The organism is Stenotrophomonas sp. AN71 (genome assembly GCF_050435725.1).
In the GTDB taxonomy this organism is placed as follows: domain Bacteria; phylum Pseudomonadota; class Gammaproteobacteria; order Xanthomonadales; family Xanthomonadaceae; genus Stenotrophomonas.
The window spans coordinates 350,232-365,816 of sequence record NZ_JBNDKU010000001.1; the positions used below are offsets into that span (position 1 = coordinate 350,232).

At 67.3% G+C, this 15,585-nt stretch carries 9 protein-coding genes; 4 read left to right on the forward strand and 5 right to left on the reverse strand.

Annotated elements, in window-relative coordinates; genetic code table 11:
* Positions 1-235: 235 nt before the first annotated feature.
* Positions 236-1,540 carry a hypothetical protein gene (locus ABH900_RS01545; RefSeq protein WP_429620635.1) on the reverse strand — a complete coding sequence of 435 codons (1,305 nt, stop codon included), beginning with the start codon at positions 1,538-1,540 and terminating at the stop codon, positions 236-238.
* A 299-nt stretch (positions 1,541-1,839) separates the two neighbouring features.
* On the opposite strand from ABH900_RS01545, the gene ABH900_RS01550 reads away from it, so the two are divergent.
* From ABH900_RS01550 to ABH900_RS01560, 3 genes are all read left to right on the forward strand, one after another.
* On the forward strand, positions 1,840-5,196 hold the full coding sequence (locus ABH900_RS01550; protein WP_429620637.1) for a S8 family serine peptidase: 3,357 nt from the start codon (positions 1,840-1,842) through the stop codon (positions 5,194-5,196).
* Between the two features lie 110 nt (positions 5,197-5,306).
* On the forward strand, positions 5,307-6,533 hold the full coding sequence (locus tag ABH900_RS01555) for a YadA family autotransporter adhesin (RefSeq protein ID WP_429621397.1): 1,227 nt from the start codon (positions 5,307-5,309) through the stop codon (positions 6,531-6,533).
* A 157-nt stretch (positions 6,534-6,690) separates the two neighbouring features.
* Positions 6,691-8,265, forward strand: a complete 1,575-nt coding sequence (locus ABH900_RS01560; protein ID WP_429620639.1) for a S15 peptidase family protein — start codon at positions 6,691-6,693, stop codon at positions 8,263-8,265.
* Between the two features lie 129 nt (positions 8,266-8,394).
* Here ABH900_RS01560 and ABH900_RS01565 read toward each other — a convergent pair whose 3' ends face one another.
* Complete coding sequence (locus tag ABH900_RS01565; RefSeq protein WP_429620641.1) at positions 8,395-10,041, reverse strand: fatty acid--CoA ligase; 1,647 nt, start codon at positions 10,039-10,041, stop codon at positions 8,395-8,397.
* A gap of 128 nt (positions 10,042-10,169) precedes the next feature.
* Between ABH900_RS01565 and ABH900_RS01570 the strand changes: the two genes are divergently transcribed.
* Complete coding sequence (locus tag ABH900_RS01570) at positions 10,170-10,844, forward strand: response regulator (RefSeq protein ID WP_429620643.1); 675 nt, start codon at positions 10,170-10,172, stop codon at positions 10,842-10,844.
* A gap of 4 nt (positions 10,845-10,848) precedes the next feature.
* Here ABH900_RS01570 and ABH900_RS01575 read toward each other — a convergent pair whose 3' ends face one another.
* Genes ABH900_RS01575 through ABH900_RS01585 form a run of 3 tightly spaced genes read right to left on the reverse strand, consistent with a single transcriptional unit; the run spans position 10,849 to position 15,580 of the window.
* Positions 10,849-14,184, reverse strand: a complete 3,336-nt coding sequence (locus ABH900_RS01575) for a hybrid sensor histidine kinase/response regulator (RefSeq protein WP_429620645.1) — start codon at positions 14,182-14,184, stop codon at positions 10,849-10,851.
* A 35-nt stretch (positions 14,185-14,219) separates the two neighbouring features.
* Positions 14,220-14,705 carry a MaoC family dehydratase gene (locus ABH900_RS01580; RefSeq protein WP_429620649.1) on the reverse strand — a complete coding sequence of 162 codons (486 nt, stop codon included), beginning with the start codon at positions 14,703-14,705 and terminating at the stop codon, positions 14,220-14,222.
* Positions 14,702-15,580: an alpha/beta fold hydrolase gene (locus tag ABH900_RS01585; protein WP_429620651.1), complete on the reverse strand. Its 879-nt coding sequence runs from the start codon at positions 15,578-15,580 to the stop codon at positions 14,702-14,704. The genes ABH900_RS01580 and ABH900_RS01585 overlap by 4 nt, the downstream gene beginning before the upstream one ends.
* Between the last annotated feature and the right edge of the window lie 5 nt (positions 15,581-15,585).

Here is a 15,585-nt window from a genome sequence, read left to right on the forward strand (position 1 = left end):
GCCTGTGCCATGGGTGGGCAGTGCGGATACGGGTGATGCGGAGTGCGATGGAGCGGACCGCGACGGGCGGGCCATCAAGGCCGTGCGGTGTCGCAAGCGTCACAAGCTGTCGCCTTTCGGTCAACGACGAAAAGGCGAAGCTGTGACAGTGCGCAAGCACTGGCGATGTGTCAGATCACGCGATGGGTGGGTGAAATGCGCGCGTGCTAAGGCGGGGCGACGTCTGCTGCCTGGGTCAGGGCTGCGTCTTCAACACGTAGTCGCCGGGGCGTGCGCCCGCAGCCACCGACCAGCCCGGCGCAAGGCTCAGCGACCAGCCGTCGCCCTGCAACAGCGGCCCCTCCGGTGCCGGGGCCTGTACGAATACGGCTTTCCAGTCGCTCTGCATCAAGGCGCCGCCGGTCACGCGCAGGGTGCCCCAGACATCGCTCAGCTGCATCGTCGGATACACCGTGCCGCTGCCCGGTAGCGGCTGCAGGGTGTTGGGGTCGAACTGGATGCGCATGCTGCGCAGATCCAGCCGGAGTACCGGTCCGGTCACGAATCGCGCCCGGTTGTGCTGCAGCTGGGCAAGGCGGTGCTGCTCGCGCAGGGTTTCGGCCTGGCGCAGCGTGGGGCCGTCGTAGCGTGCCGCGGCAGCGAGCAACGCCGGTTCGTCGATGGCAGGGGCGATCCGTGTCGCCTCAGCCAGCAGCGTGCCGAGATCGCGGACGCGCTGGCCCAGATCGTCGCGCCAGCGCGGAAATGCCTGGTCCAACAGCAGGCCATAGGTCGGGCCGGTAGCGTATGCGAATGAGCGCACGAAGCTGCGGTCATCGACGTGGGCGCGAAGATCGCGTCGTGCGGCGTCGATGCGCGCCGACGGTGTCGGATTGCCGACGACCACGCCGGTGTACTCGGCCAGGCCCTCGTTCAACTCCAGTGCGGCTTCTTCACCCGCCGCAGCCGGGAAGCGGGCATGACGTGCGGCACGGAACGCGAGTGCGTCGGTTACGGCAGTGCGTTGCGCACCGGCATCGGTGGCGGACAAGGCAGCGTCCAGTGCGCGCCATTCCAGCTGCAGGAGGTAGCGCCCGTCGAGTGTGTCCAGGTGTTCATTGCCGCCTTCGGTAGTCCGTGCGATGGACAGTGTCGGCTGCAGGCGATGGAACATCTCGTGCGCCAGCAGCGTGTGGCGGCGCGCCTGATCCTGTGGCAGTGGCCACCGCAGCTGCGTCCAACGGGTGCCCGACCAGTCGACTGCGGTATTGGCGACCATCGCATCGGCGGGCAGTTGGCCGACGAAGACCCCGCCACGCGCGATCAGTACTCCCTGTGTGTCCGGATGCGAAGCGGCCAGCTCGCGGCTGGAGGCATCGACCAGCATCATTGGCCCGCACAGCGATGCGCCCCACAAGACACCCGCATCCGACCGGCACAGCGTGTCGGCCTCGGTGAAGACGGCACGCGCAGCGGCATCGGGTATAGCCGTTTCAGCAGCCGCTGCAAGGGCGGTCAGGCAGGGCACCAGGCAGATCAGTACAGCGCGTCGCAACTCCATGGCATCCCTGCATTGGCGTGTGGCGTGTGGCGTGCACTCATAGCATCGGTTGCGGCCGATCGCCACTGGGATCGCGTTGGCGCAGTCCGTACCGGCCCGTACTGCCCGGCGCAGGCAACACGAAACTGGAAAAGTGTGCGCCACGTCAAATTTTAGGGTAGTGTCGGGGTCGCTGCCGGGGAGGCAGCACGGTGTACGGCGTTGGGTACTACGCGCCGCACCTGCCATTGAAGCACCAGACAACACAGCGCCGGCGCTGCGTCGGCGCGCATCTCGGGCTTTCATTGAAGGGGTATTCGATGCGCAATGCATGGATCAAACGAAGCACATGGATCGCACTGACGCTGCTGGCAGGGGCCGCACTGGCCGCCGCTGCAGTGGGGGTGCGCAGTTCCGCAACCCAATCAAAAACCGGCAATCCCTCGCTGGATGCGCGTGCCGGCAACCCGGCTGGACCGGCGGGCTCCGGGCCCGGCAGCAGCCTGGGGGAGCTCTCCAACCGTTACATCGTGGTTTACCGCGAAGAGCCGCTGGCCACCTACAAGGGCGATATCCAGGGCCTGGCCGCGCCGGAACGTCTGCGCCCGTCGGCCAGTGCGGCCCGTGCCGCTGCCGCCACCGGCAATGCGCCCACGCCACGCATTGCAGTGCAGGGGGCTCGCTCGCGTGACTATGTGCGCTTCCTGTCCGATCGCCAGGTACAGCATGAGGCGCGCATCAACGCCACGTTGGGCCGCAGTGTCCGCGTCGAGCGGCGTATGCAGCACGCGATCAACGCCTCAGTGCTGCAGATGAACCCGCAGGAGGCCGAACGCGTGCGCCAGTTGCCGGATGTGGAACTGGTGGAGGAATACCGCGAGTACGAGCAGGACACCGACGTCGGCCCGGGCCTGATCGGCGCAACGGCGGTATGGAATGGCGCGCCCACGCCGTACCGTGGTGAGGGCATCGTGGTCGGTGTCATCGACTCGGGCATCAACTTCGGCAGCCCGGCATTCACCGCACGTGCCGAAGATGGTTACGAGCACGTCAATCCGCTGGGTGCCGGCAATTACCTGGGAACCTGCGCATCCGGCGGCGTCGACGAAGGGCGCTGCAACAGCAAGCTGATTGGTGGCTACGACTTCGTCTGCGCCGCGCCGGGCAACCAGTGCGGCGTGGCCGATGTGCGCGAGGAGCCCGGCTTCGGCGATACCAACGGGCATGGCAGCCACACCGCGTCCACGGCAGCGGGCAATCCGCATACCGCCTCCTACCGTGGCAACCAGATCCACATTTCCGGCGTGGCCCCGCGCGCCAACATCATCGCCTATGACGCCTGCTATACCGAGGTGTCCACCGGGCGGGGCTTCTGTCCCAATACCTCCACGCTGGCAGCGGTGAACCAGGCGCTGGCCGACGGTGTGGTCGACGTCATCAATTACTCCATTGCCGGTGGCACCGCCCCGTGGGGTGAAGCCGTTTCGCTGGCCTTCCTCAATGCCTCCGATGCCGGCATCTACGTGGCCACCTCGGCCGGCAATTCCGGCCCGGGCCCGAACACGATGGGGCATCTGGAACCGTGGACCGGCAGCACCGCGGCCGCCACACACGGCCGCGGCGATATCGAGCTGTACGCCGCGGTAAGCGGCCCCGGTGTGGTGCCGCCGGCATTGAGCGTGATCCTGCTCACCGAGGGCTCGGGCGGCGTGCCGTTCACTACGCCGATTCCGGCCTCCACGCCGCTGCGGGTCAGTGCCGGTATCGATACGGCCAATGATGGTTGTGCGGCATTCCCGGCCAACAGCTTCCAGGGCGCGATCGCGGTGGTCCGCCGTGGCTCCTGCAACTTCAGCGACAAGGTCAACAACGCGGCCGCCGCCGGTGCCATCGCGGTGCTGATCGGCAACAACCAGCCCACGCCGATCCTGCCCAACGTGGCTGGCGCCACCATCCCGGCGTTCGCCATCGACCAGGCCGATGCCAATGCGTTGCGGACCTTCGTCAACAGCGTCGGCAACGCCGCCACCGGTGGCATTGCCTATCCGGCCACCAAGGTCAGCAATACGCCGGACGTGCTCGGTGATTTCAGCTCGCGTGGCCCGGCTGGCATCTTCGATCTGGTCAAGCCTGATGTGACGGCGCCGGGCGTGCGCGTGCTGGCGGTGGTTGCCGGCACCAGCGTGACCGGCTCGGAGAATGCCGTGGGCCTGATGGATGGCACCTCGATGGCGTCGCCGCATCACGCCGGTGCAGCAGCGCTGCTGCGCCAGGCCCGACCGGACTGGACGGTGCAGGAAGCGCGTTCGGCGCTGATGATGACCGCACGCCAGGAAGTGCTGAAGGAAGATGGTGTCACCCCGGCTGATGCCTTCGCGATGGGCGCCGGTCGCATCCAGGTAGACCAGGCGCTGCGTGCCGGTCTGGTGTTGAACGAGACCAAGGCCAACTTCCTGGCGGCCAATCCGGCCAACGGCGGTGACGTCGCTTCGCTCAACATCGCCAGCATGGGCAAGCGCAAGTGCCCGGACAGCTGCAGCTTCACCCGCGTGTTCCGCAACGTGCTGCCGACCCGGCAGACCTGGACCGCGAAGGTCACCGGGCTCACCGCGGTCGTTTCACCATCGGTGTTCACCCTGGCCCCGGGCGAGAGCAAAGCGGTGCGGGTGATCGTCACCACCGGCGCGGTGCCCAACGATGGCAGCTGGCGCTTCGCCCGCCTGACCCTGGCGCCGCAGGGCGGCGATACCAGCCAGCCGTTGTTGCGCCTGCCGATCGCCGTTTCCGTGCCGCCGCCGCAGATCGCTGCCACGCCGCCGTCCAGCTCGCTGACGCTGCCGACGGGCGGGAGCGGTTCGGTCAACCTGCAGATCAGCAACACCGGCGGGTCTCCATTGGAATGGCAGATCGACAATTCCGGCGTCGGCACGCGTACGCTGGTAGCGCAGGCACCCAACAATGCCAACGGGCGGCGCTCCACCCGCTTCACCGATGCTGCCGCAGTCGGTGCACGTGCGCAGTTGTCCGCCGATGACTTCACCCTTGGTGAAACCACCGGCATCACCCGAATCGTTGCCGATGGCTTCATCAACGGCGGCAGCCTGGCTACATCGACCAACATCAACTGGTCGATCTTCCGGGACGTCGGCGGCAATCCGGAGGGCAATCCGGAATCGTCACCGCAGCTGGCCGTGTGGACGTACACCGCTACGGTTGGCAGCACCGGCGTCAGCACGTCCTCCACCCTGGCCAGCATCAACCTGGATATGGCCGCAGCGGGGCAGAACGTGAACCTGTCCGCAGGCCGTTACTGGCTGGTGGTGTCGGTGCGTGCGCCGCTGGCCACCAGTTGGTTCTGGTTCAACGCCACCAGCGGTGACGCCGTCTATCGCACAGCGATCATCAATCCCGATGGCAGCGGTGCATGGGTCGCCACCACCGGCGCTCCGGGCCTGGCCTATGGCCTGGGTGGCAGCAATGCCTGCGGCGCCGGCTGGATCGGCACGCCCTCGCGTGCATTGGGTCGCATCGTGGCCGGTGGCAATCAGACCACGCAGGTGCAGATCAACGCAGGCGGGCTTGCTCCGGGCAACTACTCCGGTTTCGTCTGCGTGGGCAGCAACGATCCGGGTACGCCGAAGACCGCCGTTCGCGTTGCACTGACTGTCACGCCTTAGCGCATGCGCAGCATCCGGGCCGGTTCCGCACAGGAGCCGGCCCGGCATCCAGCGTTTCCGGCGGCTGCCGGAAACCTTCCTTGAAGGACCTCGGGGGTACCGTGAAGACGATGCACAAGCACATCCTTGCTGTGGCGCTGGCCATGGCAACTGCACCGGCGTGGGCCGGTGATACCTGCCAGCTGGACGACGGTTTCGGTGGCGTTTCCAACGGCGGCGCCAGCGCCGGCGGCGCCGCCTCGGTGGCGTGCGGCAGTGGCGCTGATGCCAGTGGCGATCTGTCGGCGGCTGTCGGCACCGGCGCAAGCGCCAGCGGCACCGGCAGCACCGCCATCGGCGCGGCCAGCAGTGCCTCTGGCGACCAGAGCGCAGCCGTTGGCGTAGGCGCATCCGCCTCCGGCGCCAACAGCGCGGCGATCGGTGACAGCAGCACGGCCAGCGGTGATTTCAGCAGTGCCAGCGGCTCAGGCAGCTCGGCCACCGGCTCGTTCTCCACCGCCTCGGGTGCGGGCAGCACCGCCAGCGGCGCGAACAGCACCGCAATCGGGAGCCTGTCCGAAGCCAGTGGCAACAACAGCAGCGCGCTCGGCAACGGGGCACTGGCCTCGGCCAACAACAGCGTGGCACTGGGCAATGGCTCGGTCGCCGATCGCGCCAATGCAGTGTCGATCGGGAGTTCGGGCAACGAGCGGCAGTTGACCAACGTGGCTGCCGCCACCCAGGGCACCGATGCCGTCAACCTCAACCAGATGAACTCCGCCAACGCCAGCACGTTGTCCTCGGCCAACAGTTACGCCGATGCGCGGGCCACGGCTGCGATCGGCTCGGCCAACGCCTACACCGATGCCAGCAGCGCCAGCACGCTGTCCTCGGCCAATGGCTACACCGACAACAAGACGGCGGCCGCCGTGAACACCTCCAAGACCTACACTGATGCCAGCAGCGCCGCGACGCTGTCTTCGGCCAATGGCTATACCGATACCAGGTCCGCGCAGGCAGTGACCACCGCCAATGCCTACACCGATCAACGCCTGGCCCAGTTCGCCCTGGACAACAACGGCCTGCGCCAGGAAATGGACCGTCGCCTGCGTCACCAGGACCAGCGCATTGATCGCATGGGAGCGATGGGTTCGGCGATGTTGAACATGGCCATCAATGCCGCCGGGTCGCAGAGCCCGCGCGGCCGCATCGCCGTGGGCGCAGGTTTCCAGGGTGGCGAGCAGGCGCTGTCGATCGGCTACGGCAAGCGCATCGGCGAGCGCGCGTCGTTCTCGCTGGGCGGCGCTTTCAGCAACGGCGAGAAGTCCGCAGGCATGGGCTTCGGCGTGGACCTGTAGGCAAGGCTGACAGGGCAGGGGGCGTAGATTGCCCCCTGTTCAGCCGGCAATCGCGGTCAACATGCTGCAAACGTCATGTTGCGTCGCAAGGTGCCACCCACCATTCGCACTGGTACGGTCCGACCCGTTGCACCACCACCAACGGGGAGAGACGACGATGCGCAAGGTATTGCTGCTGTTGATCCTGCTGACCGGGCTGGTGCCCAGCGCCTGGGCAGCCACGGTCAAGACCACCCACACCACCATTCCCAGCTGGGATGGCACGCCCCTCGGGGCCTTCATCATCGAGCCGCAGGACGCCGGCGGCGGCAAGTATCCGCTGCTGGTGATGCCCAGCAGCTGGGCGGTGCCCAGCGTGGAGTACGTGGGGGTGGCGCAGTCACTGGCACGCCGTGGCTATGTGGTCATCAGCTACAGCTCGCGCGGCTTCTGGGAATCGGGTGGCAGCATCGACGTCGCAGGTCCGGCCACGGTCGAGGATGTCAGCGCCCTGATCGACTGGGCGCTGGACAACACCCGGGCCGATCCTGCGCGGATCGGCGTCTCCGGCATTTCCTATGGCGCCGGTACCAGCCTGCTGGCAGCGGCGCGTGACCCGCGCATCAAGGCCGTGGCCGCACTCAGTGGCTGGGCCGACCTGCAGGCCTCGCTATACAGCAACCAGACGCCCAGTGCGCAGGGCATCGCGCTGCTGGTGGCGGCTGGTCTGGTGACCGGGCGACCGGGGCCGGAACTGGCCACCATCAACAGCAACGTCCTGCTCGGCAACTACCAGGGTGCGGTCGATTCGCTGCTGCCGGTGGCCGCGCAGCGCAGCCCGGCCAGCAGCATCGATGAGATCAATGCCAACCAGCCGGCGGTGTTCCTGGCCAACGCGTTCAACGACAGCCTGTTCCCGCCGGGTCAACTGGTGGACTTCTTCAACCGCCTGAAGGGCCCCAAGCAGCTGCAGCTGCGCCATGGCGACCACGCCCTCAACGAAGCCCTGGGTGCGCTGGGCATCCCCAATGAAGTCTACGACTCGGTGGGCGACTGGTTCGACCACTACCTGAAGGGCGCCGCCAACGGCATCGACCGCCAGCCGGCAGTGCAGCTGAAGTCGCAGAAGGGCAGCTGGAGCCGTTATCCGAACTGGCAGGCCACCAACACCGGTGCGGTCAGCTACGGGCTGACCGCACCGGGCGGCCTGCTGCTGCCGACCGGCGGACTGGCGGAGAACGGTGCCGGCACCGGCTGGAACTACCGCATCGGCAGCGGCCTGCTGACCGCCGCCAACTCTGGCGTGGCGATGGCTTCCGGCGCGCTGCAGATGTTCAACCTGCCGCCAGGTGCGTATGTGCCGTTCGTCGGCCGCAATGCCGCCGGTGTGTGGCAGGGCCCGATCTACTGGAGCCCGCGGCGCCTGGATGGTGCACCGGAAGCGCGGATTACCGTGACTCCCAGTCGCGCCAACACCACGCTGTACGCCTATCTGTACGCCGAAGATGTACTGGGCAACGGCCAGCTGATCAGCCACAAGCCGTACACCCTGCGCGATGCCACGCCGGGGCAGGCGAAGACCATCGATCTGCGGCTTGAGGCGAGCAGCTGGAACATTCCGGCCGGCAGCCGGTTGACTCTGGTGGTGGATACCGTGGATCTGCGCTATGCCGGCATCAGTCAGCTGGGCGGGACGGTGACCTTCAGTTCGCCGGCGGGTTCGCCTTCGGTGTTGAAGGTGCCGTTGCACTGATACCCGCTGCGATTGAAAACCATGGCCACCTGCGATCACGCTACGGTCGCAGGTGTCTGGCCCCGGAATGGCCTCGGACATGTTGAGTCAGTCTGCGCTGATGGTTCTCTTCAACGGCTTGCAGTGGCCTCAGCTGCCGATCACGCCGGCGCCTGGATCATGCAGCCCGCGCAGCTTCTTCTTGTTGATCTTGCCGACGCTGGTGCGCTCTATCGCATCAACGAAAGTGACCCGGTCCGGAATCGCGTAACGGGAGATGTCGCCCGAGCGGCTGCGGGCTGCGACCAGCTCGATGATCTCCGCTTCGCTCACCTCGCTGCCGGGTTGCCTGACCACCAGCGGCAGCGGTCGCTCGCCCCATTTGGCGTCGGCGATACCGATCACGGCCACTTCATTGACCGCAGGATGCAGGGCGATGATGTCCTCCAGCGCGAGCGAGGAGATCCATTCGCCGCCGGTCTTGATCACATCCTTGATGCGATCGGTCACCCGCAGGTAGCCACCGGCATCGATGGTGCCGATATCGCCGGTATGCAGGTAGCCACCCGACCACAAGGCCGCGGAGGCGGTGGGGTCGTGCAGATACCCCTGCGTAAGCCAGGGCGCGCGCACCACCACCTCACCGGTGGCGACGCCATCGTGGGCGACATCGTTCATCGCGGTGTCCACGATGCGCAGGTCGACCAGTGGCACCGGGATGCCGGCCTTGGTGCGCAGCGCCAACGCGTCTTCCGTGCCGGCCAGCGCTTCTGCATCGACCTGCGCGAGGGTGAGCAGGGGGCAGGTTTCGGACATGCCATAGCCGCCGAAGATATCGATGCCACGGGCCAGCGCCCGTTGCGCCAACGCCCGCGGCAGGGCCGCGCCGCCGATGATCACTTTCCAGTTGTGCAGATCGGTCCCGGCAGCGGCGGGGTGTTCAAGCAGCATGTGCAGGATGGTCGGCACGCAGTGCGAGAAGGTCACCTTCTCGCGGGCGATCAGCGCCAGCAGCTGTGCCGGCAGATAACGGCCGGGATAGACCTGCTTGATACCCAGCAACGTCGCCACGTATGGCACGCCCCAGGCATGCACATGGAACATCGGGGTGATCGGCATGTAGACGTCGCCACGATGCAGCCGGCCCTGGCTGGCCGCACTGCCCAGCGCGGCCATCGCTGCCAGTGAATGCAGTACCAGTTGCCGATGGCTGAAGTAGACGCCCTTGGGAAGGCCGGTGGTACCAGTCGTATAGAACATCGTGGCGCGGGTGTTCTCGTCGAAGTCCGGGAAATGGCGGATCGGCGTGGCCTCGCGCAGCCCGGCTTCATACTCGGCGGTGAACCCCGCCGGCAGCGGACCGGTCGCATCGTCCAACAAGATCCGGGTGCGCAGGTCCGGCAGTTGCTCAGCCAGGCCTTCCAGCACCGGCAGGAACTCGCGGTTGGCCAGGATCACCCGCGCGCCGCTGTGATTCAGGGTGTAGGCGATCTGCTCGGGTGCCAGGCGGATGTTCACCATCATCAACACCGCGCCGATCATCGGCACAGCGAAATAGGCTTCCAGGTAGCGGTTGCTGTCCCAGTCCATCACCGCCACGGTGTCGCCGTGGCTGACGCCCAGCGAGGTCAGCAGCCCTGCCAGCCGGCCGATGCGTTCCTGCAGGGTACGGTAGTCGAAGCGCACCGTATCGCCGTAGACGATCTCCTGATCCGGGTTCACCGCCAACGGCGTGAGCAGCAGCTGCTTGATCAGCAACGGATAGGCGGATGCATCGGCGGCGGGGGCGAATGGCATGGGGGCTCCTCGTGGGCGGCGCGTTGATCGCCGGTGGTTACTGCCCACACTAGCCGTTGATACGAATCGCGCCAGCGTACCTAGGTACCCGTACCCGTCCGCGGCCGATTTGCTAATCTCACTTGCACATGCCAAGCCTCCTTATCGCCGATGACCATCCCTTGTTCCGCGCGGCGTTGCATCGCGCGGCCGAGGACGCGGTGGCCGATCTGCAGATCAGCGAGGCCGATTCACTGGACAGCGTGCTCGAAGCGCTCGAGCGCGAGTCGATCGATCTGATGCTGCTTGACCTGCACATGCCGGGCAATCACGGGCTTGCCGGGTTGGCGACCATCCGTGCGTCGCAGCCAGGCCTGGCGATCATCATCGTTTCGGCCAATGAAGAGCCGCAGGTGATCCGCCGGGCCATCGACCTGGGCGCGGCCGGGTATCTGCCCAAGAGTTCGGGGCTGAGCGAATTGCAATCCGCACTGCAATCGGTGCTTGAAGGCGAGCGCTGGATCCCGGCACTGCTGCGCGAGCCGGTGGCGCGGGTGGGGACCTTCAGCAAGGATGCCGACCTGGCCGCACGCCTGGCCAGCCTGTCCGCGCATCAGTACAAGGTACTGGGCCTGGTGGCCGAAGGGCTGCTCAACAAGCAGATCGCCGATCGGCTGGGCGTGCAGCTGCGCACGGTCAAGGCACACATGACCCGCATCATGGAGCGGCTGGGCGTGCGCAATCGTGCACAAGCCATCCGCGTGCTGCACGAAATGGGGCTGGCCGATCCGTCGCGGCAGATCGAAGACGCACCGGACGCCTGAACCTTCAGCCCTTTGCCGGGCCCGGCGTGGCCAACAGGTGGTTGATCGCCCAGCGCAGCGCCAGCGGCTTGAAAGGCTTGTTCAGCAGCGACAGCCCGGCACTGCGGACCGCCTCGCGCGTATCGCGGCCGGTATCGGCGCTGAGGATCACCGTCGGTCGTTGCCCGTGCATGGCCACCAGGCGCTTCCAGAGCCCGACACCGGTATCGCCATCGTCAAGATGGTAGTCGAACAACCACAGCGCCGCCTCGTCCGCCGATGCCCCGATCGCACCGGCATCGCACGCCGTGGTGACATCGCAACCCCAGGACAGCAGCAGCTGGCGCATCGCCTCCAGCGCATCCACATCGTTGTCCACCACCAGCACGCGGATGCCCTTGACAGTGCTGGTGCCACCGGCGAGCGTTTCGGTGCGCGGTGCTGCAGGCGGCGCAGCCTGTGCCACGCTGATGGAGAAGGTCGAGCCACGCTCGATCACGCTGCGCAGGTGCAGCGGCGCATGCAGCAGATCGGCGATGCGGTGCGCGATGGTCAGGCCCAGGCCCAGCCCCTGGCCGTTGCTGCGATCGCCGCGATGGAATTCCTCGAATACGATCGCCTGTTGCTCCGGGGGGATGCCGGGGCCGCTGTCATGTACGCCGATCGACAGCATCCCGCCCTGGCGACGCACGCCCAACAGCACGCCGCCGTGACGGGTGTAGCGGATCGCATTGGCCAGGAAATTCTGCAGCACCCGGCGCAGCAGCAGTGGGTCGCTGTGCACCCAGGCGTGGGTCGGCACATGCTTGAACTGCAGGCCACGCGCCGCCGCCAATACCGCAAATTCCTGCGCCAGTGGGTCCAGTACGGTGGACAACGCGAACGGGCGCGGATCGGCGACCAGTCCTCCGGCTTCCAGTCGCGAAATGTCGAGCAGGCCCGACAACAGGTCATCAGTGGAATCCAGCGCGCCACGGATCTGCCGCAGGAAGCTGTCCAGGAACTCCGATTCGATGTGCTGCGACATGGCGTCGGTCAGCAGCTGGGCCGCATGCAGGGGCTGGATCAGGTCATGGCCGACCGCCGTCAGGAACCGGGTCTTGGCCACGTTCGCGCGTTCGGCCTCGTGCATTGCCTGCTCCAGCCGGGCGGTGCGATCCTGCACGCGCCGCTCCAGGGTTTCATTGCTGCGCTTGAGTGCGTCCTCGGCCTGGCGGAAGGCGGTGACATCGGTGAAGGTGGCGACATAGCCGCCGCCCGGCATCGGATTGCCGCGGATCTCCACGATGGTGTTGTCGGGGAAGATCCGCTCGGACAGGTGTGGGGTGCCGCGCCGCATATGTGCCACGCGGCGCTGCAAGGCCCGGTCCGGAGAGTCGCCGGGGCTGTCGCCGATCTTCAGTTGGCCCAAGGCCCAGGCGGTAAGGTTGATCACCGGCTGCCCGACCTGCAGCAGGTCCGGTGGGAACTTGAACAGTGCGGCATAGCGGCTGTTCCAGGCCACCAGCTGCAGCTGCGCATCCACCACGCTGATGCCCTGGCTCATGTTCTCCAACGCAGCTTCCAACAGCCGCTGGTTGAAACGCAGTACCTGGGTCGCTTCGCCGACGGCGCGGGTGACCGCATCCAGCGGCGCCGCGCCACCATCGCGCGCCGCCTCCACCAGCAGCCGCGCCATCCCGGCGCCGACCACCGCCGTCAGTTCGCGTTCGATGGCAGTGACACGGTCGTCATCCAGCATCTGCCCAGCGTGTCCGTCCAGCAGTTGTCGCGCGCGCTCCTGGCCGAGGAAGCGCCCGGCCGTCTTGCGCAATGAGGCCGTGGCGACCGCATCGCGTCGGCGTGGCATTGACGGACGTACTGCACGTGACACCAGCACTACCGCCACCAGGTTCGCGGCCAGGCTGGCGCCCATGCTGATGGCGATGTGCCCCGGCTGCAGGCGCATCGAAAGCAGCGACAGCCAGTGCAGCCCGTCGGGGCGGACCAAGGCCGGCGCGGCGGGCACGATCGTCGGCAGCAGCACCAGCCACAGCCAGACCAGCGAGCCCACCACGATGCCGGTGATGATCGCCGGCGAGGGTGTGCGCGGGCGGTACACCGCCAGCAACACCGCCGGTGCGAGCTGCGAGAGCGCGGTAAAGGACATCAGGCCGAAGTCGCTGAGCGCCTCGGTATCGCTCATCGCACGGCTGTACAGCCAGGCCATCAGGAATACGGCGAGGATGCCGGCGCGGCGGAAGGCCAGCACGCGCGGGCGCAGGTCGCCGGCAGCCACGCCACCATCGATGCCCCCCAGCAGGCGCGACCCCACACCGTGGTTGCCGAGCATGATCGACAGCGTCAACCCGGACAGGATCATCATGCCGGTGGCTGCGCTCAGGCTGCCCAGGTATGCCACCAGTGCCAGCAGATGGTGGCCGCCCGCCTGAGGCAGCGCCAGCACGTACAGATCCGGCGACACCGACGCCGGCAGCTGCGCAGCACCGTACAGCGCCATCGGTACCGACGGCAGGCCGATCAGCAGCAGATAGATCGGGAACAGCCAGCGCGCCGTCTTCAGATCCGACGTTCGGCGCAGTTCCACCACGCCCACGTGGAACTGGTGGGGCAGGGTGAACGCGGAGATCGCACCGAGTGCCACCATGGTGAGGTAGTCCGGGATGACGGCCGGCGGCGGCAGCTGCGCCATTTTTTCCAGCAGCGGCGCGCCTGCCCGATGCACCGACACCCCGGCATACAGGCCGATGGCCAACAGTGCCGCCAGCTTCAACACCGATTCCAGTCCCAGTGCGACCACGATGCCCCGGTTGTGTTCGGTGGCCGATGCCTTGCGTGCACCGAACAGCAGGGTGAACGCCGCCATCGTCAGTGCGAACCAGAACGACATGTCCAGCTGCCAGCCCGCTGGAGCAAACCGATCGCCGAGCAGGACACCCAGCCCCTGGCTCACCGCTTTGAGCTGCAGGGCGATGTAGGGAATGATGCCGAACAGCGCCACCAGGGTGATGGTGATGCCCAGCCCCTGGTCCGCGCGCAGCCGCGCGACCACCAGGTCGGCGATGGTGGCGCTGTTGTGCTGTTTGGCCAACCGCCCCAGGCGCGCCAGGAAGGGCAGGCCGAAGGCGAAGATCAGCGCCATGCCCACCAGCGTCGGCGGAATCGGGAAGCCCCATTGCACGCCCTGCGAGGCGGCCCCGTAATAGGTCCATGCCGTGCAATGCACGGCCAACGACAGTGCGTAGATGACCGGCCATATCTTCGAGAGCCGATGCCCCCGGCGTTCCCCCCACAGGGCTACGCCAAACAGCAGTACGGTCCACGCAAGGCAGGCGAACAGGACGACGGAGGGCGTCAACATCGCTCCAGTGTAGAGAGAAGCCGGGTCGGGTGGCGCTAGCCGGCCACCACGATCAGTGACAGCTGCTCAGCCACCACTGCCACTTCGCCATCGGGCTCGCGCTCCACCGTCTTGTGCTGGGTCAGCAGCCACTGCCCGGGCTGGCGCTGTTCCAGGGACAGCAGCCGTGAGCGCACCCGCACCTCGGACCCGCTCGGCACCGGCGCCAGGAAGCGCACCTTGTTCAAGCCGTAGTTGAGCACGTGGGCGATGCCGGAAAATCCGGCCAGGGCGGCCACATCGTCCTGCACGGTGAGCGACAGCAGCAGGAACCCATGCGCGATGGTCTGCCCGCCCGGAAGCTGTGCCTGCGCACGGGCCGGGTCGACATGGATCCAGTTGTGGTCGCCGGTGGCGTCGGCGAAGGCATCGATACGCGCCTGCGCGATCGGCATGGGGGTCCCCAGCCGCTCGCCGGCCGCCCAGTGCTGGAGAGGGCGCAGGGCGGCCGGCAGCGCTTCGCTCGCGCGCGGTGCGCTCACCGCACGTCGTCCAGCAACGCCAGGATCGCATTGCGCGCCTCGGGCTCGTTCAACATCGGCGCATGGCCCACCTCCGGCACCTCCACCAGGCGTGCACTGGGCGAGGTCGCCGCCATCTGTCGCGCAACGTCGGCGGGCAGGATGTCCGACAGCGCGCCACGCACCACCAGCACCGGCACCCGCGCGGTCAGTCCGCGCACTGCGCGCCACAGCACCGGACGCAGCAGCCACAACACCCACGGCCGCGTGGTGCGGATCACCGCCGGGTCATAGTCCAGTTCCAGCAGCCCGTCGTCGCGCGTGCGAAAGGTGCGCACCGCCATCTGCCGCCAGTCGTCGGTACCGAAGCGTGGGAAGGCGCCCTTGCCGATGGATGCCACGTAGGCCGTGGCCTGCGCCAGATCCATCGGCGGCACTGGCTTGCCGGCATACGTTCCGATCCGCGCCAGTGCTTCACGCGGCACCTTGGGGCCGGCATCGTTCAGCACGGCCGCGGCGATCAGCGCCGGGGCACGCGAGGCGAGGGTGATGGTGACCAGCACGCCCAGCGAGGTGCCGACGAACACCGCCTTGTCGATGTTCTGCGAGCGCAGCAGCGCCACCATGTCGTCGGCATAGGTGCGTGGGTTGTAGCTGGACGGGTCTTTGGCGCGTTCCGAGCCGGCGCGGCCACGCAGGTCCACGGCAATCACGCGCCAGCCCACGGCGGTCAATGTATCGGCAAGCGCATCGAAGTCGGCGCCATTGCGGGTCAGGCCCGGAATGCACACCACCGTGCCACGCGGCACCTGGCCCGCATCCGGCGCATGGTCGCGTGCATGCAGGCGCAGGCCATCGCTGCTGTTCCAGTACAGGTCTTCATGAGACTGCGTCATGCAGG

Excerpts from the sequence above, each read along its gene's own strand:
- ABH900_RS01545 (WP_429620635.1), bottom strand. The coding sequence starts at position 1,540 with ATGGAGTTGCGACGCGCTGTACTGATCTGCCTGGTGCCCTGCCTGACC.
- ABH900_RS01550 (WP_429620637.1), top strand. The coding sequence starts at position 1,840 with ATGCGCAATGCATGGATCAAACGAAGCACATGGATCGCACTGACGCTG.
- ABH900_RS01555 (WP_429621397.1), top strand. The coding sequence starts at position 5,307 with ATGCACAAGCACATCCTTGCTGTGGCGCTGGCCATGGCAACTGCACCG.
- ABH900_RS01560 (WP_429620639.1), top strand. The coding sequence starts at position 6,691 with ATGCGCAAGGTATTGCTGCTGTTGATCCTGCTGACCGGGCTGGTGCCC.
- ABH900_RS01565 (WP_429620641.1), bottom strand. The coding sequence starts at position 10,041 with ATGCCATTCGCCCCCGCCGCCGATGCATCCGCCTATCCGTTGCTGATC.
- ABH900_RS01570 (WP_429620643.1), top strand. The coding sequence starts at position 10,170 with ATGCCAAGCCTCCTTATCGCCGATGACCATCCCTTGTTCCGCGCGGCG.
- ABH900_RS01575 (WP_429620645.1), bottom strand. The coding sequence starts at position 14,184 with ATGTTGACGCCCTCCGTCGTCCTGTTCGCCTGCCTTGCGTGGACCGTA.
- ABH900_RS01585 (WP_429620651.1), bottom strand. The coding sequence starts at position 15,580 with ATGACGCAGTCTCATGAAGACCTGTACTGGAACAGCAGCGATGGCCTG.